The sequence below is a fragment of the Aeromonas sp. 600948 genome (assembly GCF_049174875.1).
Taxonomy (GTDB): Bacteria; Pseudomonadota; Gammaproteobacteria; order Enterobacterales; family Aeromonadaceae; genus Aeromonas; species Aeromonas veronii_A.
In genome coordinates, this window is sequence record NZ_JAAKTY010000010.1 from 1 (window position 1) to 25341 (window position 25341).

The 25341-nt window shown below is 60.9% G+C and carries 22 protein-coding genes and 2 tRNA genes; 12 read left to right on the top strand and 12 right to left on the bottom strand.

Going from position 1 to position 25341, the window contains the following annotated elements:
* The 8 genes from G5182_RS10245 to pncC all read right to left on the bottom strand — a co-directional run bounded on the left by G5182_RS10245 (position 1) and on the right by pncC (position 7044).
* Positions 1-77, bottom strand: a tRNA-Arg gene (locus tag G5182_RS10245).
* A gap of 3 nt (positions 78-80) precedes the next feature.
* Positions 81-173: transfer RNA gene (locus G5182_RS10250), tRNA-Ser, on the bottom strand.
* A 213-nt stretch (positions 174-386) separates the two neighbouring features.
* The gene (gene csrA / locus G5182_RS10255; protein ID WP_005336053.1) at positions 387-575 is read right to left on the bottom strand and encodes a carbon storage regulator CsrA; all 189 of its coding nucleotides are present in this window, start codon (positions 573-575) and stop codon (positions 387-389) included.
* Between the two features lie 103 nt (positions 576-678).
* Positions 679-1917: an aspartate kinase gene (locus G5182_RS10260; RefSeq protein WP_005336054.1), complete on the bottom strand. Its 1239-nt coding sequence runs from the start codon at positions 1915-1917 to the stop codon at positions 679-681.
* A gap of 16 nt (positions 1918-1933) precedes the next feature.
* On the bottom strand, positions 1934-4558 hold the full coding sequence (gene alaS / locus G5182_RS10265) for an alanine--tRNA ligase (RefSeq protein WP_040068996.1): 2625 nt from the start codon (positions 4556-4558) through the stop codon (positions 1934-1936).
* Positions 4559-4853: 295 nt separating this feature from the next.
* Positions 4854-5363, bottom strand: coding sequence for a regulatory protein RecX (locus G5182_RS10270; protein ID WP_421254370.1), 510 nt, complete (start codon positions 5361-5363; stop codon positions 4854-4856).
* Positions 5364-5407: 44 nt separating this feature from the next.
* Positions 5408-6472, bottom strand: a complete 1065-nt coding sequence (gene recA, locus G5182_RS10275; RefSeq protein WP_005348744.1) for a recombinase RecA — start codon at positions 6470-6472, stop codon at positions 5408-5410.
* Between the two features lie 80 nt (positions 6473-6552).
* Positions 6553-7044, bottom strand: a complete 492-nt coding sequence (pncC, locus tag G5182_RS10280; RefSeq protein WP_064338870.1) for a nicotinamide-nucleotide amidase — start codon at positions 7042-7044, stop codon at positions 6553-6555.
* 250 nt (positions 7045-7294) lie between these two features.
* Here pncC and mutS point away from each other — a divergent pair, with 250 nt between their 5' ends.
* On the top strand, positions 7295-9886 hold the full coding sequence (gene mutS / locus G5182_RS10285; RefSeq protein ID WP_421254353.1) for a DNA mismatch repair protein MutS: 2592 nt from the start codon (positions 7295-7297) through the stop codon (positions 9884-9886).
* A gap of 104 nt (positions 9887-9990) precedes the next feature.
* On the opposite strand, the gene ydiK is transcribed toward mutS, so the two are convergent.
* The gene (ydiK, locus tag G5182_RS10290) at positions 9991-11082 is read right to left on the bottom strand and encodes an AI-2E family transporter YdiK (protein ID WP_216952793.1); all 1092 of its coding nucleotides are present in this window, start codon (positions 11080-11082) and stop codon (positions 9991-9993) included.
* Positions 11079-12467: a bifunctional NUDIX hydrolase/phosphatase PAP2 family protein gene (locus G5182_RS10295; protein ID WP_421254354.1), complete on the bottom strand. Its 1389-nt coding sequence runs from the start codon at positions 12465-12467 to the stop codon at positions 11079-11081. Before G5182_RS10295 ends, ydiK begins: the two co-directional genes overlap by 4 nt.
* 185 nt (positions 12468-12652) lie before the next feature.
* On the opposite strand from G5182_RS10295, the gene G5182_RS10300 reads away from it, so the two are divergent.
* The 9 genes from G5182_RS10300 to G5182_RS10340 all read left to right on the top strand — a co-directional run bounded on the left by G5182_RS10300 (position 12653) and on the right by G5182_RS10340 (position 20787).
* Positions 12653-13033 carry a hypothetical protein gene (locus tag G5182_RS10300; protein WP_005340143.1) on the top strand — a complete coding sequence of 127 codons (381 nt, stop codon included), beginning with the start codon at positions 12653-12655 and terminating at the stop codon, positions 13031-13033.
* Positions 13034-13289: 256 nt separating this feature from the next.
* Complete coding sequence (hslR, locus tag G5182_RS10305; protein WP_005340141.1) at positions 13290-13688, top strand: ribosome-associated heat shock protein Hsp15; 399 nt, start codon at positions 13290-13292, stop codon at positions 13686-13688.
* Positions 13689-13765: 77 nt separating this feature from the next.
* On the top strand, positions 13766-14650 hold the full coding sequence (gene hslO, locus G5182_RS10310) for an Hsp33 family molecular chaperone HslO (protein WP_421254355.1): 885 nt from the start codon (positions 13766-13768) through the stop codon (positions 14648-14650).
* A 149-nt stretch (positions 14651-14799) separates the two neighbouring features.
* A complete protein-coding gene (gene pckA / locus G5182_RS10315; protein WP_331377678.1) occupies positions 14800-16425 on the top strand; it encodes a phosphoenolpyruvate carboxykinase (ATP) in 1626 nt (541 codons plus the stop codon).
* Between the two features lie 193 nt (positions 16426-16618).
* Positions 16619-17284, top strand: coding sequence for a GntR family transcriptional regulator (locus G5182_RS10320; protein WP_005340138.1), 666 nt, complete (start codon positions 16619-16621; stop codon positions 17282-17284).
* Between the two features lie 33 nt (positions 17285-17317).
* On the top strand, positions 17318-19120 hold the full coding sequence (locus G5182_RS10325; RefSeq protein ID WP_227341495.1) for an aminopeptidase P family protein: 1803 nt from the start codon (positions 17318-17320) through the stop codon (positions 19118-19120).
* Positions 19121-19206: 86 nt separating this feature from the next.
* Positions 19207-19611 carry a nitrous oxide-stimulated promoter family protein gene (locus tag G5182_RS10330; protein WP_227341496.1) on the top strand — a complete coding sequence of 135 codons (405 nt, stop codon included), beginning with the start codon at positions 19207-19209 and terminating at the stop codon, positions 19609-19611.
* Between the two features lie 112 nt (positions 19612-19723).
* Positions 19724-20200 carry a GNAT family N-acetyltransferase gene (locus tag G5182_RS10335; RefSeq protein WP_139405189.1) on the top strand — a complete coding sequence of 159 codons (477 nt, stop codon included), beginning with the start codon at positions 19724-19726 and terminating at the stop codon, positions 20198-20200.
* Between the two features lie 119 nt (positions 20201-20319).
* Positions 20320-20787 carry a glycine zipper 2TM domain-containing protein gene (locus G5182_RS10340; protein ID WP_201952827.1) on the top strand — a complete coding sequence of 156 codons (468 nt, stop codon included), beginning with the start codon at positions 20320-20322 and terminating at the stop codon, positions 20785-20787.
* 82 nt (positions 20788-20869) lie between these two features.
* Here the strand turns inward: G5182_RS10340 and amt are convergent, their stop codons facing one another.
* Positions 20870-22297, bottom strand: coding sequence for an ammonium transporter (amt, locus tag G5182_RS10345; RefSeq protein WP_103252255.1), 1428 nt, complete (start codon positions 22295-22297; stop codon positions 20870-20872).
* Between the two features lie 504 nt (positions 22298-22801).
* Between amt and G5182_RS10350 the strand changes: the two genes are divergently transcribed.
* Positions 22802-23725 carry a GGDEF domain-containing protein gene (locus G5182_RS10350; protein ID WP_216979592.1) on the top strand — a complete coding sequence of 308 codons (924 nt, stop codon included), beginning with the start codon at positions 22802-22804 and terminating at the stop codon, positions 23723-23725.
* A 91-nt stretch (positions 23726-23816) separates the two neighbouring features.
* Here G5182_RS10350 and G5182_RS10355 read toward each other — a convergent pair whose 3' ends face one another.
* Positions 23817-24440: an outer membrane beta-barrel protein gene (locus G5182_RS10355; protein WP_227343111.1), complete on the bottom strand. Its 624-nt coding sequence runs from the start codon at positions 24438-24440 to the stop codon at positions 23817-23819.
* Positions 24441-24691: 251 nt separating this feature from the next.
* On the opposite strand from G5182_RS10355, the gene G5182_RS10360 reads away from it, so the two are divergent.
* Positions 24692-25330, top strand: coding sequence for an exopolysaccharide biosynthesis protein (locus tag G5182_RS10360; RefSeq protein WP_227341498.1), 639 nt, complete (start codon positions 24692-24694; stop codon positions 25328-25330).
* The last annotated feature ends 11 nt before the right edge of the window (positions 25331-25341 follow it).

Consider the following 25341-nt stretch of genomic DNA (forward strand, 5'->3'; position numbering starts at 1 on the left):
TGGTGCGCCCGAGAGGATTCGAACCTCTGACCACCTGGTTCGTAGCCAGGTACTCTATCCAGCTGAGCTACGGGCGCAAATGGCGGAGAAGGGGGGATTCGAACCCCCGATGCGGGTATAAGCCGCATACTCCCTTAGCAGGGGAGCGCCTTCAGCCTCTCGGCCACCTCTCCGTTTGCGGGGCTGATAATACTTCACAGGGATTTTTAGTCAAACACTTTTTTGGAGAAAAAAGTGCGTTCGCTCAGCATTTGGTCAAAGCGTGGAATATTCAAACAATATCGGCACTTATCCCGCAGTTTCGCGCCCTGCAGGGCAATTTCAGGGGGCCGGAAAAACAAAAGGCGACACATGAGGTGTCGCCTTGTCACAGCCATGAAAGTGGCTTAGAAGCCCGGTTGGCCCGGAACTTTCTCGGCCTGGATGCGCTGGTAGATCTCTTCGCGGTGTACGGAGACCTCTTTCGGCGCGTTAACACCGATACGGACCTGGTTGCCTTTAACGCCCAGTACGGTGACAGTTACTTCATCACCAATCATCAGGGTTTCCCCAACACGACGAGTCAAAATAAGCATTCGCTTGCTCCTGTATCCTGTTTTGTTTTTATATCGATATGCGACATTATCTAACAAAGATACCGATATGGTAAATGGTTGAAACTAAATCAATCAGAGATTGTTAGCCCAAGGGCTGCTCTTGCGGTGCCTGATCCAACCCGAAAGCCGCGTGCAGGGCTCGCACCGCCAACTCCAGATACTTCTCGTCAATCACCACAGAGATTTTGATTTCAGAGGTCGAGATCAACTGCATGTTGATCCCCTCCTCGCCCAATACCTTGAACATGGTGCGCGCAACACCGGGATGGTTCCACATGCCGACACCGACAATGGAAACCTTGGCAATTTCGCCATTTCCCTGCACGCAGGAGGCGCCAAGTTCGGTGGCGGTCTCCTCCAGCAGTGCCCGGGCGCGGCGATAGTCGTCACGATTCACCGTGAAGGTGAAGTCGGCGGTGCCATCTCCCAGGGTGTTCTGCACAATCATGTCGACATCAATGTTGGCGTCGCTGATCGGATTCAGGATCTGCGCGGCAACGGTTGGTCTGTCCGGCACGCCCAGAATGGTCAGGCTGGCCTCGTTGCGGTTAAAAGCGATCCCGGATACCAGGGGAGCTTCCATCCTATCACCTCCATATGTGATTAAGGTTCCCTCTCCATCGATAAAGCTCGACAGCACCCGCAGCGGGACGCGGTACTTGCCCGCAAACTCCACCGAGCGGATCTGCAGCACCTTGGCGCCGAGACTGGCCATCTCCAGCATCTCCTCGAAGGTGATGGTATCGAGACGGCGCGCCTTGGGCTCGATGCGCGGATCCGTGGTATAGACCCCATCCACATCGGTAAAGATCTGGCACTCATCGGCCTTGATGGCCGCCGCCACGGCAACCGCCGTGGTATCCGAACCGCCGCGGCCTAGGGTCGTGATAGCGTTATGCTCGTCACGGCCCTGGAAACCGGCGATCACCACCACCTTGCCCGCAGCCAGTTCGGCATGAACCAGCTCGGTGTCGATGTGGGTGATGCGCGCCTTGCCATAGGCGGAATCGGTATGAATCCGCACCTGATCACCGGTCATCGAGACTGCCGGGCAACCGCGTTTGTTCAACGCGATGGCCAGCAGCGCTATGGTGACCTGCTCACCGGTGGAGACCAGCACATCCATCTCGCGCCGGTTGGCATCAGGATCCAGCTGCTGGGCCATGCCCAGCAACCGGTTGGTTTCGCCCGACATGGCGGAGACAACCACCACCACGTCGTGTCCCTGGGCGCGGGTCTGCTCGACCCGCTCAGCTACCGCCTCGATCCGCTCCAGTGTGCCGACCGAGGTGCCGCCGTACTTCTGTACATAGAGTGCCACAGATCACCTCGCCCGATTACAGGCGCTCTTCCAGCCAGGAGTGAACGGATTGCAGCGCTGCCGGCACCGCCTCAGGCTGGGTACCACCCGCCTGTGCCATGTCCGGACGGCCACCGCCCTTGCCACCCACCTGCTGGGCCACCAAATTGACCAGCTCACCGGCCTTGACCTTGCCGGTCAGGTCATTGGTGACACCCGCGATCAGATTGACCTTGCCGTCGGCACAGGTCGCCAGCAATACGACACCGGACTTCATCTGGTTCTTAAGCTCGTCCAGCATGCCGCGCAGAGATTTCGGATCGGCCCCTTCCAGCGCTGCAACCAGCACCTTCTGACCGTTGATCTCGATCACCTGACCCAGCAGGTCGTTACCGGCCTGAGCGGCCAGCTTGGCCTTGAGCTGCTCCAGCTCGCGCTCCATCATCTTGGCCTTGTCCAGCATCTGGCGAACCTTGTCGGCGATGCAGAACTGGTCGCCTTTCACCAGGGCAGCAGCCTCTTCGATCTGCTCGCCAACCTGGTGCATGAAGTCGATGGCCGCTTTGCCGGTCACCGCTTCGATACGGCGCACGCCAGCAGCAATACCGCTCTCGGCGATGATCTTGAAGAAGCCGATATCACCGGTACGCTTGGCGTGAGTACCGCCGCACAGCTCGGTGGAGTAGTCGCCCATGCGCACCACGCGCACGTCGTCTTCATATTTTTCACCAAACAGAGCCATGGCACCGGCGGACTTGGCCGCTTCCAGATCCATCAGCTGGGTGGTGATTTCGTGGTTGGCGCGGATCTGGTTGTTGACCAGCTCCTCGACCCGGCGAATGGTCGCCATGGTCAGCCCCTCGAAGTGGGAGAAGTCGAAACGCATGCGCTCGGCTCCAACCAGAGAACCTTTCTGGGTGACGTGCTCGCCCAGAGCCTGACGCAGAGCTGCGTGCAGCAGGTGAGTCACGGAGTGGTTCAGGGCGATGGCCTGACGACGGTCAGCGTCTACCACGGCCTCAACCTCGGCCCCTTTCTCCAGGGTGCCCAACTCCATATAACCCTTGTGGATGATCGCCTTGCCCGCTTTCAGGGTATCAGTCACGGCAAAGATGCCGTCGTCCACTTTCAGGGTACCGCTGTCGCCAATCTGGCCGCCGGACTCGGCGTAGAAAGGGGTCTCTTCCAGCACGATGACAGCTTCGTCACCGGCGATGAGACCGCTCACCTCTTCCACACCCTTGTAGATACCGACCACGCGGGTACGCTCGGTCAGGGTCTTGTAACCGGTGAAGGGGGTCTCGAAGTCGAGCTTGAGCATCTCGTTGTAGTTCACGCCGAAGCTGGAGGCTTCCTTGGCACGAGCACGCTGCTTCTCCATCTCGGCCTTGAAGCCCTCTTCGTCGATGCCGATCTCGCGCTCGCGCACCACGTCGGCAGTCAGGTCGGCCGGGAAGCCGTAAGTGTCGTAGAGCTTGAAGACCACTTCGCCCGGAATAACCTTGGCATCGCCCAGGTTGGCCAGAGCATCTTCCAGCAGCAGCAGACCGCGATCCAGCGTGCGGACGAACTGCTCCTCTTCGATGCGCAGCACTCGCTCGACCAGCGGCAGCTGGGCGATCAGCTCGGCAGCGACGTCTTTCATCTGCACCGCCAGCTCGGCAGCCAGTTTGTAGAAGAAGACATCGGTAGCGCCCAGCTTGCGACCGTGACGCACGGCGCGGCGGATGATGCGACGCAACACATAGCCACGACCTTCGTTGGACGGCATCACGCCATCTGCCACTAGGAAGGCGCAGGAGCGGATGTGGTCAGCGATGACGCGCAGGGACTGGTTGCTCAGATCGGTGGTGCCGACAATCTCGGCCGCTTTCTTGATCAGCGCCTGGAAGATGTCGATTTCATAGTTGGAGTGGACACCCTGCATGATGGCGGAGATACGCTCCAGACCCATGCCGGTATCCACGGACGGACGGGGCAGCGGCTCCATGGTGCCGTCAGCCTGACGGTTGAACTGCATGAACACCACGTTCCAGATCTCGATGAAACGGTCGCCATCCTCTTCCGGTGAGCCGGGACGGCCACCCCAGATGTGATCGCCGTGGTCGTAGAAGATCTCGGTGCAGGGACCGCACGGACCGGTATCGCCCATCGCCCAGAAGTTGTCGGAAGCGTACGGTGCCCCCTTGTTGTCACCGATGCGTACGATGCGATCGGCCGGCACACCGACCTCTTTTTCCCAGATGTCGAAAGCTTCATCGTCAGTCGCGTAGACGGTCACCAGCAGGCGCTCTTTCGGCAGCTGCAGCACCTCGGTCAGGAAACCCCATGCAAACTTGATGGCATCCTGTTTGAAGTAGTCGCCGAAGCTGAAGTTGCCCAGCATTTCGAAGAAGGTGTGGTGACGAGCGGTATAGCCGACGTTTTCCAGATCGTTGTGCTTACCACCGGCACGCACGCAACGCTGGGAAGTCGTCGCGCGATTGTAGGCACGCTTGTCTGCGCCAAGGAACACGTCCTTGAACTGGTTCATACCCGCGTTGGTAAACAACAGGGTCGGGTCGTTATGCGGTACCAGCGAGCTGGAGGAGACAACCTGGTGCCCCTGGGAACGGAAATACTCGAGAAACGCAGCGCGAATCTCTGACGTGGACATATACATGGAAAATCCTGCTTGATTCGAATACGGACTTTTAACCGCATTAATGTAAGTTTTCTGCGGGGTAAAGTAAAACGGACAGGGCCGCCACGGGCGAAAAAGCGCACATAAACGGGCCAGAAAAGAGCGCCACTGCTCACAGTGGCTTTTTTCACTGTCGAGAGGCAAAAAAGCAGCGCATAAAGAGAGATGAGATGAACAAAAGGCTGCTTTTTCGGGATTGTGCGCGCAAGCTACTGAGCCGGCAGGAAAAACATACAAAAAGGAGAGCTGAAACGACTGTTGCCACGCAGTGGCGTTACTCTTCCCGCTCCTGCAGGGCAGAGATAGCGTAATGTGCCTGATCCTGGGTAAAGCCGCGCCCCAGCAGATATTTGAGCCACTTCATTCGCAGCTTGAAATCGGCCAGATCGGCCACCCGGGCGCGCCGTTCGAGCAGGGCAAACGCCAGTTCGAACCAGTCCAGCTCCGGCTGATCGAATGCGGCATCAATCTGCATATCGTCGAGCCCCTTGCGGCGCAGATCGAAACGGATCTTGATGGGGCCATGGCCCTTGGCGGCACCGGCCCGTACAGCCATACCGCCGTAACGTTCGTCATTGACCCAGTTGTAACCGCGGCAGTAGTCGACCACCGCCTCGATCACCTCTTCATTGAAGCCCTGCTGGCGCAGCCGGTTGGCCAGCTCTGACTCGGCACTCTCGCGATGGGCCAGACTGCGCATGGCATAAGCACGGGCAGCGGCCAGCTGCTCGGCAAAGGTCGGTTCGGCAGGCTCGACCGGTTCGGTAACGGATTCATCAACCATCATAAATAACAAGGCCGGGTATCTACCCGGCCTTCCTTTGTTCCTTATTCGAACTCTTGTTCGCTTTCGGCATCGAACTCGTCTGCCTCAACCGGTGCAGCCTTGTCATCGACTGGCACGGCACCGGAGAGCAGCAGCTCGCGCAGACGAGCCTCCACTTCACCAGCCATCACCTTGTTCTCGGCGAACAGCTTCATCACGTTGGCCTTGCCCTGACCGATCTTCTCGCCGTTGTAGCTGTACCAGGCGCCGGCCTTGTCGATCAGCTTGTGCTTGACACCGAGATCCACCAGCTCGCCCTCTTTGGAGATACCGGCACCGTAGAAGATCTGGAATTCAGCCTGCTTGAAGGGCGGGGCCACCTTGTTCTTGACCACTTTGACGCGGGTCTCGTTACCGACCACTTCGTCGCCTTCCTTGATGGCGCCGATACGACGGATATCCAGACGCACGGAGGCGTAGAACTTGAGCGCGTTACCACCTGTGGTGGTCTCCGGGCTACCGAACATGACGCCGATCTTCATCCGGATCTGGTTAATGAAGATGCACAGGCAGTTGGCGTTCTTGATGTTGGCGGTCAGTTTGCGCAGCGCCTGGGACATCAGACGGGCCTGCAGACCAACGTGGGAGTCACCCATCTCCCCTTCGATTTCCGCTTTCGGGGTCAGGGCCGCCACGGAGTCGACGATGATAACGTCAACCGCATTGGAGCGAACCAGCATGTCGCAGATCTCCAGCGCCTGTTCACCGGTATCCGGCTGAGAGATGAGCAAGTCGTCGACGTTGACGCCCAGCTTGGCAGCATAGATAGGGTCGAGGGCGTGTTCCGCATCGACGAAGGCACAGGTTTTGCCCTTCTTCTGGGCTTCCGCGATCACCTGCAGGGTGAGTGTGGTTTTACCGGAAGATTCCGGGCCGTAGATTTCGACGATACGGCCACACGGCAGACCGCCAATGCCCAGCGCCACGTCCAGCGAGAGGGAACCGGTGGAGATGGCTTCGATATCCATGGTCTTGCTGTCGCCCAGACGCATGATGGAACCTTTGCCGAACTGCTTTTCAATCTGACCCAGCGCAGCCGCCAGTGCCTTCTGTTTGTTCTGATCCATGCCAATCTCCGCTGGAAATCGTGAGTAAGAAGTGAAGTTGGGCTAAGTATACTGTCTATTCATACAGTATCAAGCCCAATTTATCTGAGCAGGGCCAACAGACCCGACAAGGCCTGTCTCACCGCCTGCTGGCGCACCTGTCGGCGATCCCCGTCGAAGCGGGCGAGCAGGGAGTGGTGACGACCGTTGCGGTCGGCCCAGGCGAACCAGACGGTGCCGACCGGCTTGCCCTCGGTGGCGCCGCCGGGGCCGGCGATGCCGCTGATAGCAACGCTGATGGAGGCAGACGAGTGAGCCAGCGCGCCGCGGGCCATCTCCAGCACCACAGCCTCGCTCACTGCACCGTGCTGATCCAGGCTCTCGCTGCTCACCCCCAACATCTGCTGCTTGGCCTCGTTGGTGTAGGTGACAAAACCACGATCGAACCAGCCGGAGCTACCTGCGATGTCGGTAATAGCCGTAGCCACCCCGCCGCCGGTACAGGATTCGGCGGTCGCAGCCAGCCAGCCCCGCTGACCGAGGGCCCGTCCCAGCTCGATGGCAAGGTGCTCTATCTCTGCATCCAGTTTCATCACGACTCCTTCTGATCCGCTCAAGAGGCACATTATGCGATCCCGCTAGCGCCGCCCGCAACCACGGCAGACCGCCCTTGCCTGCCGCAATGTGAGGTGCCGCACCGGCGTCATGCCTTCAATAGCGCAGAGCAGCTGCGCCCGGAACACCCGCTCCCCCGCCGCGGCGCTTATGTGTAGAATGGCGTCATCAAGCTCAAGGCTCATCACCGCAGACACTGGCCCGCAGAGGCCCCTTCTGGAACAGAACATGACCGCACAACACCAAGCCAGCGGCGCCACAAGCTCCGCTCCCGGCGCCAATCTGAGCGCCCACACGCCCATGATGCAGCAGTACCTTGGCCTCAAGGCCGAGAACCCGGAGATCCTGCTGTTCTACCGGATGGGCGACTTCTACGAGCTGTTCTATGACGATGCCCGCAAGGCCTCCCAACTGCTCGATATCTCCCTGACCAAACGTGGCCAGTCGGCGGGCAGCCCCATCCCGATGGCGGGGGTGCCCTATCACGCCATCGAGGGTTATCTGGCCAAGCTGGTACAGCTCGGCGAGTCGGCCGCCATCTGCGAACAGGTGGGGGATCCCGCCACCAGCAAGGGGCCGGTGGAACGCAAGGTCATTCGCATCATCACCCCGGGTACCGTCTCCGACGAGGCGCTGCTCAGCGAGCGGCAGGACAACCTGATCGCCGCCGTCTATCACGATGGCCGCCGCTTCGGTTACGGCACCATGGACATCGGCTCCGGCCGCTTCTTCATCAACCAGTTCGAGAAGGAAGAGACCCTGCTGGCGGAGCTGCAGCGCACCAATCCGGCGGAGCTGCTCTACCCCGAATCCTTCGCCTTCCTGCACCACGTCGAGGGTCGCCGCGGTCTGCGCCGACGCCCGGAGTGGGAGTTCGAACTTGGCACCGCCCGCAAGCTGCTCTGCCAACAATTCGGTACCCAGGATCTGGTGGGCTTTGGCGTCGAACAGAGCGAGACCGCCCTGTGCGCTGCCGGTTGCCTGATGCAGTACGTCAAGGACACCCAGCGCACCGCCCTGCCCCACATTCGCAGCGTGCGCCTCGAGCAGCCGGATCACGCAGTCATCATGGATGCCGCCACCCGCCGCAATCTGGAGCTGACCCAGAATCTGGCTGGCGGTCACGACAACACCCTCTCCGCCGTGCTGGACTGCACCGCCACGCCGATGGGCAGCCGGCTGCTCAAGCGCTGGATCCACCAGCCGATCCGCGATCGGGTGATCCTGAAAGGTCGCCAGAGCACCATCAAGGAGCTGATCGAGCAGAACCTCTATGACGAGTTGGGCGGATTGCTGCGTCAGGTCGGCGATGTGGAGCGGGTGCTGGCGCGTCTGGCACTGCGCTCGGCCCGTCCGCGCGACCTCACCCGGCTGCGGCAGGCTTTTGCCCAGCTGCCCGAACTGCAGCGCCTGTTGGCCGAAAGCGAGCACGAAGCGGTGCAGCAGTTGCGCGAGCGGGCCAGCACCTTCCCCGAGCTGCTGGACCTGCTGGAGCGCGCCGTGATGGAGGTGCCGCCGGTGCTGATCCGCGATGGCGGCGTGATCCGTGAAGGGTTCAACGCCGAGCTGGACGAGCTGCGGGATCTGGCCAACGGCGCCACCGCCAGCCTCGCCCGCATCGAGGAGCGGGAGAAGCTGCTGACCGGCATCAACACCCTCAAGGTGGGTTACAACAAGGTGCACGGCTTCTATATCGAGGTAAGCCGCGCCAACAGCCATCTGGTGCCGGCCCACTACATCCGCCGCCAGACCCTCAAGAACAACGAACGCTACATCATCGACGAGCTGAAAAAATACGAGGATCGGGTGCTCACCGCTCAGGCGCAGGCGCTGGCGCTGGAGAAACGCCTCTACGAGGAGCTGCTCGATGCTCTGCTACCGCATCTGGGCGATCTGCAGGAGTCTGCTGCCGCGCTGGCGGAGCTGGACGTGCTGGCTAACCTGGCCGAGCGGGCCGAGACCCTCGACTACCGCTGCCCCACCCTCATCGACGAAGATCAGATCATCATTGAGGCGGGCCGCCATCCGGTGGTGGAGCAGGTGATGACGGACCCCTTTATCGCCAACCCCATCCGGCTGGAGCGGGAGCGGCGGATGCTGATCATCACCGGCCCCAACATGGGTGGTAAATCGACCTACATGCGCCAGACCGCGCTAATCGTGCTGCTGGCCCACATCGGCGCCTTCGTCCCGGCCGACAGCGCCCGCATCGGCCCCATCGACCGCATCTTCACCCGCATCGGAGCATCGGACGATCTCGCCTCCGGCCGATCCACCTTTATGGTGGAGATGACTGAGACCGCCAACATCCTCAACAACGCCACCGCCCGCAGTCTGGTGCTGATGGACGAAATTGGCCGCGGCACCAGCACCTACGACGGCCTCTCGCTGGCGTGGGCCTGCGCCGAGCAGCTGGCGAGCAAGATTGGCGCCTACACCCTGTTTGCCACCCACTACTTCGAGCTGACCCGCTTGCCGGAGCTGATGAGCGGGCTGGCCAACGTCCACCTCGATGCGGTGGAGCACGGCGACACCATCGCCTTTATGCACGCGGTGCAGGAAGGCGCGGCCAGCCGCTCCTACGGTCTGCAAGTGGCAGCGTTGGCCGGGGTGCCGAAATCGGTGATCCAGCAGGCCCGTCACAAACTGCATGAGCTGGAGAGCGCCACCCCGGTCGCCGCCGGTGAAAGCCGCCCGGCTCCGGTGACCCTCGCCCCGCAGCCTCATCCGGTGGTGGAAGAGCTGGAAGCGCTGCGCCCGGACGAGCTCACCCCGCGCCAGGCACTGGACCTGCTCTATCGCCTCAAGCAGATGCTGTGAACAACCGCTGCGGCTCAGGTATGAAACAACTGGCCTGACGCTGTCATCATCAACAAAAGAGCCGCCCATCGGGCGGCTCTTTGCATCGTCTTTTTATAGAACCGTCAATCTATACTGGGCGCTGCCGCGATATGGGTCGCCTCTGACTGGTGGTCACCCTCCTTGATCCAGGCATCCAGCAAGGTATAAGCCACAGCCAGCACCACGGGGCCGATAAACAGACCGATGATCCCCATCGCCAGCAGGCCGCCGATAACCCCCACCAGAATGAGAATGAGGGGCAGATTGGCACCGCGTTTGATCAGGAAGGGACGCAGGAAGTTGTCCATTGTGCCGGCGATCAGCGACCAGACCAGCAGGAAGGTGCCCCAGGTAGTATCACCGCTCCAGTAGAGATAACCGACACAGGAGATCAGCACCGGAAAGGGACCTATCTGGGCGACGATGAGCAGGAACATTACCACCACCAGAACCATGGTGTAGGGGATGCCAGCGATCCACAGCCCCACCCCGGCCACCGAGGATTGCACCAGCGCAGTAACCACCACCCCCATGGCCACGGCGCGGATCGCCTGGGAAGCCAGCACGGTCGCATTGTCACCGCGATCCCCGGCCAGCCGGTGGGCAAAGCGGCGAATGCCGGTCGCCACCACTTCACCGGAGTGATAGAGCAGACCACAGATACCGACCGTCAGCAGGAAGTGGACCAGCAGCATGCCCAGATTACCGGCCTGAGCAGCCAGCCAGCGCGCCGTCTGGCCGAAGTAGGGCGCCAGTTTGGCAAACAGCACCTGACCACCGCTCGCCAGAATTTGCTGCCAGAAGTCATAGAGCTTGCCGCCCACCAGCGGGATCTGCTGCAACCAGAGCAGCTCGGGCGGAGGCGACTGGCTGATATTGGTCCCCAGTTCGATCAGCATGGGGGCTTTCTCCGCCACATTGGCCAGTGTCATAAAGAGCGGAATGACAAACATCAGCAATAGCACCAGGCTCATAAAGAGAGCAGCCAGCGCACGCTTGCCCCACAGCAACCGCTGCACCATCAACATCAGTGGCCAGGTAGCGATGGTGATCATGGTGGCCCACACCAGTGCGGGCAGGAAGGGGCGCAGCACCATAAAGCAGGAGATGATCAGGAGGCTGAGAAACAGCACCCCCAAGGTTATCTTGGCCAAATCCACTTTTTTCATATTCATAGAGTTCCCCTTGCAGGGCGTCCGCCCCTGGGTCGTGAGTCTTGTTTCAAGAGAGAGAGTATCCACCAGAGGCCGACGCTCAACCAGAGCCCCAGCCCGAAAAAGAGCACAAACTGTCCGAGCAGTATGATCAACGAGCTACTGGTTAGCAGCGGCAACAGCCACAGGCCGGCACCGTTCAGCAAGCCGCCCGCCAGCACGACGCCCCCTGTAAGCAGCGGGGGATAACCAGCACGAACGAGGGCAGCCTTTCCCCCGAGCCAGAGGCCCAGCGCTACCAGCCCGATACCGGTCAGATGGGCCGATTGGGTCATTCCCCCGAGCGCCAGCGCCGCGGCAATCAGCAGCAACCAGCCTGCCCCACCCCCATCGGTACGCCAGCAGGGACAAGCAGCCAGCAGTATGGCACCCATCAGCAGCCCCGCCGCCACATCGGAGATAAAGTGCACCCCGAGCCAGACCCGCGCCAGACCTGTGGTCAGCGCCAGCAGCAAGGCCAGCGAATAGGCCAGCCCGCGCCGGGCAGGCCAGAGCCAGCCAAGCAGCGCCCCCCAGAACAGCAGGGCCGAGGCGGTATGGCCGCTTGGCATGCCAAAGCCCTGGGCACTGTGAGTCGCCAGTTCAGGTTGCAGATGGAAGGGGCGCGGCCAGCCGATCCCCTCCTTGCTCGCCTGCACCAGCAGCCCAAGCCAGAGCATGGCGAACAGCAGCTGACGCAGCCGCGGCCACCCCAGCAGCGGGAGCAGCAAAGGTATCAGGGCAAGCTGAAAGCCGCCTGAACCAAACAGATTGCTGACCGACAGCCACCAGACATCGGGCCCCAGCCACTGTTGCATGTGCAGCATCAGCGGGATCTCGGCCTGATGCAGCGCATTGCCCTGCATCACGAAATCGGCCTGCCAGCGCACCTCGCTCTCCGGCACCTGATCAAGCCTGGCTTGCAGCCAGTCGAGCTGATCCGGGAAGCGGCGCTGCTCGCGGGGGAGCTGGTCGATGGCGATCAGCCGGGCGTTAAGGATCTCGCCACCCAGATTGGAGGCCTTCAGGATGGAGACAAACGCGGCGCCTTGCTGCGCGACAATCGGTTCCAGAGTGCGACAAGCGAAGATAACCGCCCGCTGCCAGCGACCCAGCTCCTGCACAACCCCCCCCCGCAAGCCGGTCTCTTCATAGAGTTCGCGCAGCGCCGCCTGCTCGGGGCGCTCGTCGCCATCTATGTAACCGCCACTCAAGCTGTAGCGGGAGGAGATGCGATCCTGCACCAGCAGCAGTTGATCCTGATGGCGGATGGCGCAGGCCGCCGCCGAGGGAGCCGCCGGTTCGGCACTCAGGGCTGGCAGAGCGGCAAACAGCGCCAGCAACAGTAAAAAGAGGGTTCTCGACATCAATTTGCTTTCCCTATGCACAATGGCGACAAGCCTCCCAGAAATCAGATAGTTGGGCAACGGTAGCGGCCGGATTGCCGCCGTTCCAGCCGCGCTGGCGGTGCACGGAAGATTGCGATGAAGCAGGGCACTCCCTACTATTGGCGGCTATCTTCAATTTCATGCAGCAAACGCTGGAGCCCTCCATGAGACAGTTCGGCTTTTTCCTCGGCATCGCCATCGGTGTCATTTTGATCCTGTTCGGCAGCATCGTCATCTTCCAGGCGCTCCCTGCCGCACTGGATGTACTGGAGATGCCAAGCCGCATCCCGTTCGTGCGCGAGGTCTACACCTGGCTGATGACCAGCGCCAACGGCCTGACCGCCCAGCTGGAGCAGAACTTCCTGGAAGCGTTCCAGACCGTGCTCAAGCTGATCCTGCTCATCACCTTCATGTGGGTCTGCGTCAAGCTGGTCAACATGGGGGTGCTGATTATCCGCGCCGGGGTTGATCTCATCCGCACCGCCATCGCCCACAGCGAAGGCCCCCACGACCAGAAGAAGCCGGATCAGCACGATCACTTCTGACTCTGACATGGTCAACGGATGTGAACGCTGCCGCCCCCAACCGGGGCGGCAGCTTTATATGCGCGGTATGAAGGCCCTTCCCAGCCCCCATGGATACCCGATAAAGCAGCGGCTTTCCCTTGTGAATCAGCAAACTGCCCATATGTTGCATCACCTTGAAATGGTTTGCGCCCCGCGCGGCGGCGGCCCGGTTTCTATCCCGACCCCGTGCTCTGGTATAATCGACCACCTCTTTTCCCCGTTATGGAGCCTGTTCATGCCCAATCATGCAGAAAGTGCCCTCGAGGTTCGTCTCGACAAGTGGCTGTGGGCGGCCCGTTTCTACAAGACCCGCTCCATTGCGCGGGATCAGATAGACGGGGGCAAGGTGCACTACAATGGTCAGCGCAGCAAACCGGGCAAACAGGTGGAAGTGGGGGCATTGATCCGCTTCTGGCAGGGGCAGGACGAACGCGAAGTGCGGGTGCTGGCCTTGAGCGAGCAGCGCAAATCGGCCCCGCTGGCCCAGCAGCTCTATGAAGAGACCGCAGAGAGCCTGAAAAAACGGGCCGAGAACAGCGAGGCGCGCCGCTTCAACAGCCAGTTTGCCCCCAGCCCCGAGCGCCGCCCCGACAAGCAGGAGCGACGCCAGTTGCTCAAGGTCAAGCAGTACTGACCGACCCCGATTTGATACCGGGCTGGCATCAACCCCAGCCCGCCCGATTTACCTCACCGAAAAGCCAGGAATACATGATGAGCAACCAAGATCTGCTGTATCGCTATCTGTTTGAAGAGTACGAAGTGCGTGGCGAGCTGGTCCAGCTGGATCACACCTACCGCCACGTAGTGGAAGCCCAGAACTACCCGGTGCAGGTGCAAAAACTGCTGGGCGAGCTGCTGGTCGCCACCAGCCTGCTGACCGCCACCCTCAAGTTTGAAGGCTCCATCACAGTGCAGCTGCAGGGCGATGGCCCGGTGCGTCTGGCCGTGATCAACGGTGACAACAACCAGCAGCTGCGCGGCGTGGCCCGCTATGAAGGCGAGCTGCCGAGCGATGGCAAGCTGCAGAGCCTGATTGGCAACGGCCAGCTGATCATCACCATCACCCCGGAGCAGGGCGAGCGCTATCAGGGCATCATCGCGCTGGACGCCGACACCCTGGCAGGCTGCCTGGAGCACTACTTCGCCCGCTCCGAACAGCTGGCCACCAAGCTGTGGATCCGCACCGGCTACCACGAAGGTGCGCCGCGCGCTGCCGGCATCATGCTGCAGGAGCTGCCCGCCCAGAGCGAGGATCACAGCAACGATTTCGATCACCTGACCCAGCTCACCAGCACCATCAAGGATGAAGAGCTGTTCGGTCTGCAGGCAGAAGAGATCCTCTACCGTCTCTACCATCAGGACAAGGTGCGGGTGTTCGATCCGCAGGCGGTCGAGTTCCGCTGCACCTGCTCCCGCGAGCGCTGCGAAGGGGCCCTGCTGCAGATAGAAAAGGAAGAGGTGATGGATATGGTGCAGGAGCTCGGCAAGATCGACATGCACTGTGATTATTGCGGCGCCCAGTACCAATTTAATGGGATCGATGTCGAAACCCTGTTCAGCAGGGCTCCCGGCAATGATGCAAACAAGTTACACTAATTAAAGGCGGGCAAAACCCGCCTTTAACTTTAATAACAAAAAAACACCCTATTTTATAAAGTTTGATGGCGATCGCTAAACTCTACCACCTAAGTGATAGGATGAACGTCAGATAGAACCCTACAAACCTCTGAACCCAGGAGAATACAATGACAATCGTGGCAGAACCCACCCTGGCCCAACAATTAGGACTGGACCAGTACGGCATCAAAAACAGCCAGGAAATCGTTCGCAACCCCTCTTACGAGCAGCTTTTCGCGGAAGAGACTCGCCCTGACCTGGAAGGGTTCGAGCGCGGCGTCGTCACCGAACTGGGCGCCGTCAACGTCAACACCGGTATCTTCACCGGCCGCTCTCCGAAAGATAAATATATCGTCAAAGATGCCACTACCCAGGATACTGTGTGGTGGTCTGACCAGGGTAAAAACGATAACAAAGCGATTACCCCCGAAGTGTGGTCACATCTGAAAGGGCTGGTCACCAAACAGCTCTCCGGCAAGCGCCTGTTTGTGGTCGACGGCTTCTGCGGCGCCAACCCGGACACCCGTCTGGCCGTGCGCATCATCACCGAGGTGGCCTGGCAGGCACACTTCGTGAAAAACATGTTCATCCGCCCGAGTGATGAAGAGCTGAAAACCTTCAAGCCTGACTTCGTGGTGATGAACGGTGCCAAGTGCACCAACCCGAACTGGAAGGAGCAGGGTCTCAACTCCGAGAACTTTGTTGCCTTCAACATGACCGAGAAGATGCAGCTCATCGGTGGCACCTGGTACGGTGGCGAGATGAAGAAGGGCATGTTCTCCATGATGAACTACTTCCTGCCCCTGCGCGGCATTGCCTCCATGCACTGCTCCGCCAACGTGGGTCAGGACGGCGACGTTGCCATCTTCTTCGGCCTCTCCGGCACCGGCAAGACCACCCTCTCCACCGATCCCAAGCGTCAGCTGATCGGCGATGACGAGCACGGCTGGGATGACCACGGCGTGTTCAACTTCGAAGGGGGCTGCTACGCCAAGACCATCAAGCTCTCCGAAGAGGCCGAGCCGGACATCTACCACGCCATCCGTCGCGATGCGCTGCTGGAGAACGTGACCGTTGCTGCCGATGGCACCATCGACTTCGATGATGGCTCCAAGACCGAGAACACCCGCGTCTCCTACCCCATCTATCACATCGACAACATCGTCAAGCCGGTCTCCAAGGCAGGTCACGCCACCAAGGTGATCTTCCTGACTGCCGACGCCTTCGGCGTGCTGCCCCCGGTCTCCAAGCTGACCAAGGAGCAGACCAAGTACCACTTCCTCTCTGGCTTCACCGCCAAACTGGCCGGTACCGAGCGCGGCATCACAGAGCCGACTCCGACCTTCTCCTCCTGCTTCGGCGCAGCCTTCCTCTCCCTGCATCCGACCAAGTACGGTCAGGAGCTGGTAAAACGGATGGAAGCGGCAGGTGCAGAGGCCTATCTGGTCAACACCGGCTGGAACGGCACCGGCAAGCGCATCTCCATCAAGGATACCCGCGCCATCATCGATGCCATCCTGGATGGCTCCATCGAGAAGGCCGAGACCAAGGTGCTGCCGATCTTCAATCTGGAGATCCCGACCGCGCTGCACGATGTGAACCCGGCGATCCTCGACCCGCGCGACACTTACGCCGACAAGGCCGAGTGGGATACCAAGGCCGTCGATCTGGCAGGGCGCTTCATCAAGAACTTCGAGCGCTTCACCGATAACGATGAAGGCAAACGTCTGGTTGCGGCAGGCCCGCAGCTGTAACAGGCTCGCTTCGTATCAGTGACATCATGCCGGTCAGTCACGCTGACCGGCATTTTTGTTTTTGTGGAGCCCCGAACGCCGCCATCACCCTCGTTAAAGGGGCCAAAACCTTGCCTTTGCCCATTGCGACAGGTTAGATTCAGCCAAACTTTATACAATATACAATTTTGTAACGCCCAATCGTGACCCGACCATGACCCCACCCTACAAGACCCGAACCCAGATGGTGATGGAAAACCTCCGTGGCCGGATCCTCCGTGGGGAGTTCCCCGCTGGCGCCCCCTTGCGTCAGGATGCCATCGCCAAAGAGCTGGCCGTGAGCCGCATCCCGGTGCGCGAAGCCCTGATGCAGTTGGAAGCGCAGGGGCTGGTGAAGTTCGAAGCCCATCGCGGCGCCGTGGTCACCATGCTGGACGCCTCGGCCATTGAAGAGCTCTTTTATTTGCGAGCGCTGCTGGAAGCCGATACCCTGTTTCACGCCGTCGACAAGATGACGGAAGCCACCTTCGCGCAAGCGGAGGCGATCCTCGCCCAGTTTGATCACGCCCTGGAGTCAGGCACCCAGATCGAACATTGGGCCGAGTTGAACCACAGCTTTCACGCCACCCTCTATCAGGCAGCCGGTCGCCCCCAGGCACTTGAACTGATCGCCCAGATCAATCTGAGCTGTGACCGCTATGTCCGCTTCGAGCTGCTGTTTGCCAGCGATGGGGTGGACAAGGCGGAGCGTGAACACGCCCAATTGCTGGAACTGTGCCGCGCCCGGCGCAAGCACGAGGCGGTGGTGCTGCTCAGGCAGCATATCGAAGCAGCAGGTCAGTCGATCAAGCGGATCCTGGCCAGCGGCCATAAAAACTGAACACTCATATAGCAACCATCTGGCACTAACGACATGAATAATTTCGAGATAATTGAAACCCGCGTCGCCCAAGTCAGGGCCGAGCTGGCCATGCAGGAGTTGGACGCATTTATCGTCCCCCACGATGATGAGCACCTCGGCGAGTACATCCCCGCCTATGCCGAGCGGCTTGACTGGATCACCGGTTTCAACGGCTCTGCAGGGGTCGCCATCATCATGGCCCAGCGGGCAGCCCTCTTTGTCGATGGTCGCTATACGGTGCAGGCGCGGATGCAAACTCCCGCCGAACTGTTCGAATTCCTCCACCTCATTGAAAATCCTCATGTGCAGTGGCTGGCCGAACAGCTGCCGTCAGGCTCCCGGGTCGGCTTCGATGCCCGCCTGCACAGCCTGACCTGGTACAAGAATGCCAAGGCCGTGCTGGCCGATCGCGGTATCGAGCTGATCCGCGTCGAGCAGAACCCCATCGACCTGAACTGGAGCGATCGCCCGGAGCCGACCAAGAGCCCGGTCATCCTCTACAGCGAGGAGCTGGCGGGCCAGTCCAGCCAGTCCAAACGTGAACAGCTGGCGGCCGACCTGCGCAAGCGCGGGCTGGATGCGGTGCTGCTGACCCAGGCCGAGCCCATCAACTGGCTGCTCAACCTGCGCGGCCGCGATATCGACCGGCTGCCGGTGGTGCTGGGCTTTGCCGTGCTCTACGCCAACACCAGCATGGATTTCTTCGTCGATACCGACAAAATTGACTGCTTCGCCTTCACCCAACACGTGGGGCAGGATGTCTCCGTCTACCCCATCGACAAGCTGGGTGACGTACTGCAACGCATCGGTGAAGACCAGCAGAAGGTGCTGGCCGATCCGGACAGCGCCAACGCCTGGACCCAGCTCGTCATGGAAGAGGCGGGCGCCATTCTGGTGGCAGGGCAAGACCCGACCATGCTGCCGAAAGCGTGCAAGAACGAGATCGAGCTGACCGGTATGCGTGCCGCTCACCTGCGTGATGGCGTGGCCATGACCCGCTTCCTCGCCTGGCTGGATCGGCTGGTCGCCTCCGGCGAGTTCGAGGGTGTGGATGAAGGCACCCTGGCCGATCAGGTGGAAGCGTTCCGCCGCGAGCAGGAACACTACGTCGAGCCGAGCTTCGACACCATCTCGGCACTCGGCCCCAACGCCGCCATGTGCCACTACCGCCATACCAATGGCACCCCGCGCCCCTTCGGCCAGGACAGCCTCTATCTGCTGGACTCCGGCGCCCAGTATCTGGATGGCACCACCGACATCACCCGCACCATCAAGGTGGGTGAGGTGACCGATGAGCAGAAGGCGATGTTTACCCGGGTGCTGCAGGGACATATTGCGCTGGATCAGGCCCGCTTCCCGCGCGGCACCGCCGGTATCCAGCTCGACGTGCTGGCCCGCATGCCGCTGTGGCAAGCCGGTTACAACTACGACCACGGCACCGGCCACGGCGTCGGCCACTTCCTGAGCGTCCACGAAGGGCCCCAGCGCATCGCCCCGAAAGGGAGCATGGTCGCCCTGCAGCCGGGCATGGTGCTCTCCAACGAGCCGGGCTACTACCGCGAAGATGGCTTCGGCATCCGCTGTGAAAACCTGGTGGTGGTGACCGAGCTGGAGCAGATCGGCGAGCTGCCGATGTTGGGCTTCGAGCGCCTGACCTATGTTCCGTTCGATACCCGCCTGATCGATCGCAGCCTGCTGAGCCCGGCCGAGTTCCGCTGGATCAATGAATACCACGCCGAAGTGTTCCGCCGTCTGAGCCCGCTGCTCGAAGGCGATGATCTCGCTTGGCTGGAGCAGGCAACCAGCCTCATCTGATGACACAGGGCCTGCGGGCCCTGTTTTTTATCCCCCATTTGACCTGTATCAACACTCCAAGCGAGCAGGTCAGGAGAATGGCGGCCATGAAAAGTTATCATGCCAGCCCAGCCCGGGGCCCACACGCCGCAGCCAGCAAAAAGGCGAGTGACCACCCCAGACTCATGCGCGAGCAGCAGACGGTCAGCGCCATGATCCTCCTCTACTGCCAGCACCATCATCAGGATCCCCATTGCCGCCACTGTCGCCAGTTGCGGGATTTCGCCCATCAGCGCCTGCGTCGCTGCCGTTATGGCCACGGCCACAAACCCACCTGCGCCAACTGCAATATCCACTGCTACGCCCCGGCGATGCGCAAACAGATCCAGCAGGTGATGAAGTGGAGCGGCCCGCGCATGTTGCTGCGCCACCCCTGGCTCACCCTTCGCCACCTGCTCGACGGCTTTCGCAAGGCTCCCAAACTGCCCCACAGCAGACCGCTGCCGCCATAACCGCCAATCCCTTGCATCCGGCAAGGGATGACCACTACCCTATGACTCCTTTTCTGCCGTTGGCCCCAAGGTCAGCGGCGTTGCCGATCCGTTTGCTGCCGATGGAGTCCTGATGCACCACAACCCGCCCCTGCTACGCACCGCCACCCACAATGACATGCACGCCATCTGGCAGATCGATGCCAAAGTCTTTGGTGAAGATGTCTATCCCGCCTTCTTCTTCCGTCAGGCGATGGATTTGTGGCCCGAGTTGTTGCTGGTGGCCGAATACGAGGGGCAACTGGTGGGTTATGTGCTGGGTGGCTTTGGTCAGGAGCGGTCGCAAGGCTGGGTGCTCTCGCTGGCGGTGCTGCCCGAGGCGCGCGGTTTCGGCCTCGCGGAGCGGATGATGCGCCAGATGGAGGCCAACCAGCAGGCGCTGCAGATCAGCGAACTGCGGCTCACGGTCGATCCGGCCAATCCGGCCCAGCGCCTCTACTACCGTCTTGGCTATCAACTGGTTGAAGAGGTCGCCGACTACTTCGGCCCCGGCGAGGATCGGCTTGTGCTGGTTAAAACCCTCTCCGGTACAGCTGCGATTCAAGGATAAAACCGGTTACAGAACGCATAATTGGTTACATTTTGCCGATTTCATGTCCCGCTTGCTTGGAGTAAAGTTCAATTCATCAAACTGATTGTTTGAATTCTATTCAGCCTTGGAGGCCCATCATGTTGAAACGTATGACCCTTATTGCCCTGCTGGCCGCCACTACCGTCACCGGTTGCGCCAACAGCGATGTCTACTCTGGCGATGTCTACACCAAAGACCGTGCCAAACAGGTACAAACCGTCAGCTATGGCACCATCATCTCCACCCGCCCGGTGAAGATCCAGGCTGATGAAAACTCCCTGCTCGGCACTATTGGCGGCGCCGTGGTCGGCGGCCTGCTAGGCAGCACCATAGGCGGCGGCACCGGCCGTGATATCGCCACAGCAGGTGGTGCCATTGCCGGCGCGGCAGCCGGCAAGGCCGCTGGCGACAAACTCAACCAGGTCGACGGGGTCGAGCTGGAGATCAAGAAAGAGAACGGCGAAGCCATCGTGGTGGTGCAGAAAGCCAGCCCCACCTTCGTGCCGGGCGCGCGGGTACGCATGACCCAGGGCAATGGCAGCATCAACGTGGCCGTCGTGAATTAAGCGTGTGAACCAAGGTTTCGCCACCCTCGAGCCATAAAAAAACCGCCGATTCCGGCGGTTTTTTGTTGTCTGACGTTCTGGATTACATGCTGTAAGCCTTCTCGCCGTGGGAGGTGACATCCAGCCCTTCCCGCTCGGCATCGCCATTGACCCTCAGCCCGATCAGCATGTCGACCGCCTTGAAGGCAATCGCCGCCACGGCACCGGACCAGAGCAGGGTGACACCGACCCCGATAGCCTGGATCTTCACCTGAGTCAGGATGGAGTAGCCCTCGGCAACCTGATTGGTGACATAGTCCCACACCCCGGTGCCGCCCAGATCCGGGCTGGCAAAGACGCCGGTCAGCAGGGCGCCGAGAATGCCGCACACCCCGTGCAGACCGAAGACATCCAGGCTGTCATCGGCCCCCAGCAGACGCTTAAGACCGTGGACGCCCCACAGACCGGCCACACCACTGACAAGACCCATCACCAGCGCGCCACCGACACCGACAAACCCGGCCGCCGGGGTGATCATCACCAGACCGGACACCGCTCCGGACGCCGCACCCAGCAGGGAGGGACGCCCCTTCATCACCCACTCGGCCAGCGTCCATGACAGAGCTGCCGCAGCCGGCGCCACCCAGGTGTTGATAAAGGCGAGCGCAGCCACCCCGTTGGCTTCCAGCGCGGAGCCCGCGTTGAAACCGAACCAGCCGAACCAGAGCAGGGAGGCACCGATCATGGTCATGGTCAGGCTGTGCGGGGTCATGGGATCACGACCGTAGCCCAGACGCTTGCCCACCAGATAGGCTCCCACCAGACCCGCCACAGCGGCGTTGATGTGCACCACGGTGCCGCCAGCAAAGTCCAGCGCACCATGCTGGAACAGATACCCGGCAGTTGCGGTCGCGGTTGCTGCGGCTTCGGCGCTGGTATAGGCATCCGGACCCGCCCAATACCACACCATATGAGCCAGCGGGATATAGGCGAAGGTGAACCAGATCACCGAGAAGAGCAGCACGGCGGCAAACTTGATGCGCTCGGCAAACGCCCCCACGATAAGGCCGCAGGTGATGGCGGCAAAGGCCCCCTGGAACACCACATAGATCAGCTCGCTGATCCCGACACCCTTGCTGAAGGTGGCGGCGATGGAGTCAGGGGTTACCCCCTTGAGCAGCACCTTGCTGAAGGAGCCATAGAAATTGCCCCCCTCGGTAAAGGCCAGCGAATAACCGTAGATCACCCAGAGCACGCAGATGAGGCAGAACAGGGTAAAGACCTGCATCAGCACGCTCAGCATGTTTTTGGCCCGTACCAGACCACCGTAGAAGAGGGCCAGACCGGGGATCGACATCAGGATCACCAGCGCCGCCGAGAGCAGCATCCAGGTGTTGTCACCCTTGTTGATTGTCATGGCGGCAACCGGAGCCACCGCCGCCTGTACCTGAGCGACCTCTTCGGCCCAACTTGGGGTAACCAGCAAGGCAGGCAACATCGTCAGACCCGCCATCATCCATTTTTTGACCATAGAGCACTCTCCTTCCCTGTCGTACCGGTACAAGACCGGCTCCGTTTCCCTGATTGAATCTGTGGCGAACCGCAAGGTGTTGCTGCAACCCGCCAGAATCACACCCGCGCCCGGCACGGGGATGCCTCTTGCCACTTCCTCATCACTGCGTCTGCCGCCGATGAGCGCAAGAGACCGTCTGACATGTAAAAAGCATAAAGTGGGCCATAATTTTAAATCCTTAAAAATCATTAAATTAACTATCTCAGCCATCGCTAACGCACCAAAATGGCGCACGCTCTGCGCTAACCGGTACTGAACCGCCCTGTCACAGGGCAGGGCATGGCCGGCGCACCACAAATGCGCAAATCCTGAACCAGCCCACAAGCTGAAGCCCTCGATATCGCGCGCTGCGGGCCAACTCGTTTACACTGGCAGACCAGCCGTTTCTGTTATCCGACTACGGCATACCATTACGCAGTGCCTTGTTTGCAACGTGATGGCGGGCACAATCCGAGGAACACCATGCAGTTTGATCGTCTCGATATCAGCCTCTCCCACTACCATCAGCTCGATCGGGAGCATCGTTCCCACATCTTGTTGCTGGGGGGATTGATGCTGGCCATCATGACCCTTCATCTGTTGCTGCTGCCCCACTTCCCCTACGAGCGCTTTTACGCCGTCAGCTTTGGCTTCGAGGTGATCAACTGGCTCACCATGCTGTTCCTGTTCTGGGTGGTGCAGTGCGCCCACCTGCCCACCCACACCTACCGCATGCTCTCCTGCGGTCTGATGCTGTGGATCATGGGGGCCACCGCCGACATCATGGATGAGCTGGTGGCGCAGCCGCTCTGGCTCGCCATCTATGCCGAGGATCTGCTGCGCTCCAGCGGCATCCTGCTCAGCAGCATCGGCATCCTGAGCACCATGCACCACCTCTTTCATATCAATACCCGGCTCAGAGAGCAGGCGCTGTTTGACGATCTGACCAAGCTGCCAAACCGGCGCTACTTTCATCAGCAGCTGTTTCTGGAGCAAGGGGTTTGCCATGCCCTCATCCTGCTGGACCTGGATCACTTCAAGCGGATCAATGACAACTACGGCCACGATATCGGGGATCGGGTGCTGCAGCAGTTTGGCGAGCTGTTGCAACAGCACTGCCCACCGGGTGCGCTGGCGGCCCGTGTCGGTGGTGAAGAGTTTGCCCTGCTGCTGCCCGTCGCTCACGAAGCCGATTTGCAGCAACTGACCAACACCCTGCTCACTGCGACCCGCACCATAGCCCCCGACCCGACCCATACCATGACGGTCAGTCTGGGGATGGGGATCCGCGAGCCCGGGGAGCCGGCCGTCTCGCTGTTCAAACGGGTGGATCAGGCGCTTTATGGCGCCAAGGAGGCGGGTAGAAACTGCGCGGTATGGGCGACGCCGACTAATAAAGAGGCGTGAAGAGCTGCCGGTTGATTGCCGGTCACTGCGGAACATTGCTGCTGAAACAGGGGCCCAGGGGCCCCTGTTTTATGGGGGGAAATCCCCCCGCCTAAAAGCGGAAGGTAAGACCGAGATTGGCCTGCCACTGGGTCACCAGCTCCCCGCGTACCTTGAACACGCACTGCTCCGGGTTGCAGAGAAACTGGTTGTTGTCGTTAACCAGCGAGCCATAACCGCGCACCTCGGCCCGCAGCGCCAGATGCTCGGCGAGGCGCGGTTGCACCCCGAGCGCCAGCGACATGGAAGGGGTCACCTCGCTGTCGTAAGCGGCAAAGCGGGTCACCCCGATCCCGGCGCCGATATAGGGCGCCATCAGGTTGTCAGAGAGGGTCAGAGCACCGGCAAAGTGCAGGATGTCCACCGTCAGGCGATCCGGCTGGTCGGGAGAGAGGGTGGTGGACTGATGGCTGTAGAGCAGCTCGATCATGCCCGGATCATCCACCTCCTTGCTGATAAAGAGACCCCAACTGCCAGAGCCCTGCCCCTGTAGTGAATCGAGCGAGGCCGAGCGCGAGACCGGCTGCACCACCTCGTCACTCTTCTCGAAGTCGATGGCTGAGCTGTAGCCGAAAAACGGCGTCACCTGCCAACCGGATGTGGTTGCTGCCTCACTACTCCAGACCTGCCCGAGTGGCAGCAACAGCCCCATCATCACTATCCCGGCTCTCTTCATCATCATCCCCTGCTCCCTGTGTGATTGTGCAGAAAGCATACCAGAGGCGTCCTAGGCCCATCCTAAACGGCGGCTGTACCGGATCACTTTCATGGGGGGGATCACACTCATCGATGGCGCGGCAAAGCAGTACCATTGTGGCCTTGCCGTACTCCCCGCCACCATTCATCGACGGTTAACCTCTGCCACGTATGCTGGCGCCAAAGCGGGTCATAGGGACCAGTCATCACCACTCAGAAGGACATCAGGGAATGGTTGCCGCGCAACTTCACGACCCCCAAACCACCCTCGCGGATACCCTGCGGGCCACCGCGCACGCCATCGACGAAAGCCACATCAGCCTGCGCCAGATGCTGGAGCTGGTGGGCGAACAGGGCATGCTGCTGTTTTGCGTGCTGCTCACCGTCCCCTTTCTGTTGCCGGTCTCCATCCCCGGGGTCAGCACCCCGTTTGGCCTGCTGATCCTTTTTATCGGTATAGGCATCACCCTCAACCGGGTGCCCTGGCTACCCGCCATCCTGATGGAGCGCCGCTTCGCCGCCGACCAGCTCAAGCCGACCCTGCACAAGGGGGCAGATCTGCTGGCCCGTGTCGATCGCGTTATCCGCCCGCGTCTGCTGGTGCTGACCGGCAGCAGCACGGTCAACCGCTGCAACGGTCTGCTGATCATGCTGGCCGCCCTGCTGCTGATGCTACCCCTGGGCGCCATCCCCTTCACCAACGCCATGCCTGCCTGGGCCATCCTGCTGCTGGCCACCGGCATGTTGCAGCGGGACGGTCTGTTCGTTGCCAGCGGCTATCTGCTGGTAAGCGCAACCCTGGTCTGGTTCAGCGTGCTGGCCCTCGGCTTGCTGATGGCGGGCCAGAGCGCCACCGGCCTGCTCGGCTAACCCCGATGCAC

Excerpts from the sequence above, each read along its gene's own strand:
- csrA (WP_005336053.1), bottom strand. The coding sequence starts at position 575 with ATGCTTATTTTGACTCGTCGTGTTGGGGAAACCCTGATGATTGGTGAT.
- alaS (WP_040068996.1), bottom strand. The coding sequence starts at position 4,558 with ATGTATATGTCCACGTCAGAGATTCGCGCTGCGTTTCTCGAGTATTTC.
- G5182_RS10270 (WP_421254370.1), bottom strand. The coding sequence starts at position 5,363 with ATGGTTGATGAATCCGTTACCGAACCGGTCGAGCCTGCCGAACCGACC.
- recA (WP_005348744.1), bottom strand. The coding sequence starts at position 6,472 with ATGGATCAGAACAAACAGAAGGCACTGGCGGCTGCGCTGGGTCAGATT.
- pncC (WP_064338870.1), bottom strand. The coding sequence starts at position 7,044 with ATGAAACTGGATGCAGAGATAGAGCACCTTGCCATCGAGCTGGGACGG.
- mutS (WP_421254353.1), top strand. The coding sequence starts at position 7,295 with ATGACCGCACAACACCAAGCCAGCGGCGCCACAAGCTCCGCTCCCGGC.
- ydiK (WP_216952793.1), bottom strand. The coding sequence starts at position 11,082 with ATGAATATGAAAAAAGTGGATTTGGCCAAGATAACCTTGGGGGTGCTG.
- G5182_RS10295 (WP_421254354.1), bottom strand. The coding sequence starts at position 12,467 with ATGTCGAGAACCCTCTTTTTACTGTTGCTGGCGCTGTTTGCCGCTCTG.
- G5182_RS10300 (WP_005340143.1), top strand. The coding sequence starts at position 12,653 with ATGAGACAGTTCGGCTTTTTCCTCGGCATCGCCATCGGTGTCATTTTG.
- hslR (WP_005340141.1), top strand. The coding sequence starts at position 13,290 with ATGCCCAATCATGCAGAAAGTGCCCTCGAGGTTCGTCTCGACAAGTGG.
- hslO (WP_421254355.1), top strand. The coding sequence starts at position 13,766 with ATGAGCAACCAAGATCTGCTGTATCGCTATCTGTTTGAAGAGTACGAA.
- pckA (WP_331377678.1), top strand. The coding sequence starts at position 14,800 with ATGACAATCGTGGCAGAACCCACCCTGGCCCAACAATTAGGACTGGAC.
- G5182_RS10320 (WP_005340138.1), top strand. The coding sequence starts at position 16,619 with ATGACCCCACCCTACAAGACCCGAACCCAGATGGTGATGGAAAACCTC.
- G5182_RS10325 (WP_227341495.1), top strand. The coding sequence starts at position 17,318 with ATGAATAATTTCGAGATAATTGAAACCCGCGTCGCCCAAGTCAGGGCC.
- G5182_RS10330 (WP_227341496.1), top strand. The coding sequence starts at position 19,207 with ATGAAAAGTTATCATGCCAGCCCAGCCCGGGGCCCACACGCCGCAGCC.
- G5182_RS10335 (WP_139405189.1), top strand. The coding sequence starts at position 19,724 with ATGCACCACAACCCGCCCCTGCTACGCACCGCCACCCACAATGACATG.
- G5182_RS10340 (WP_201952827.1), top strand. The coding sequence starts at position 20,320 with ATGTTGAAACGTATGACCCTTATTGCCCTGCTGGCCGCCACTACCGTC.
- amt (WP_103252255.1), bottom strand. The coding sequence starts at position 22,297 with ATGGTCAAAAAATGGATGATGGCGGGTCTGACGATGTTGCCTGCCTTG.
- G5182_RS10350 (WP_216979592.1), top strand. The coding sequence starts at position 22,802 with ATGCAGTTTGATCGTCTCGATATCAGCCTCTCCCACTACCATCAGCTC.
- G5182_RS10355 (WP_227343111.1), bottom strand. The coding sequence starts at position 24,440 with ATGAAGAGAGCCGGGATAGTGATGATGGGGCTGTTGCTGCCACTCGGG.
- G5182_RS10360 (WP_227341498.1), top strand. The coding sequence starts at position 24,692 with ATGGTTGCCGCGCAACTTCACGACCCCCAAACCACCCTCGCGGATACC.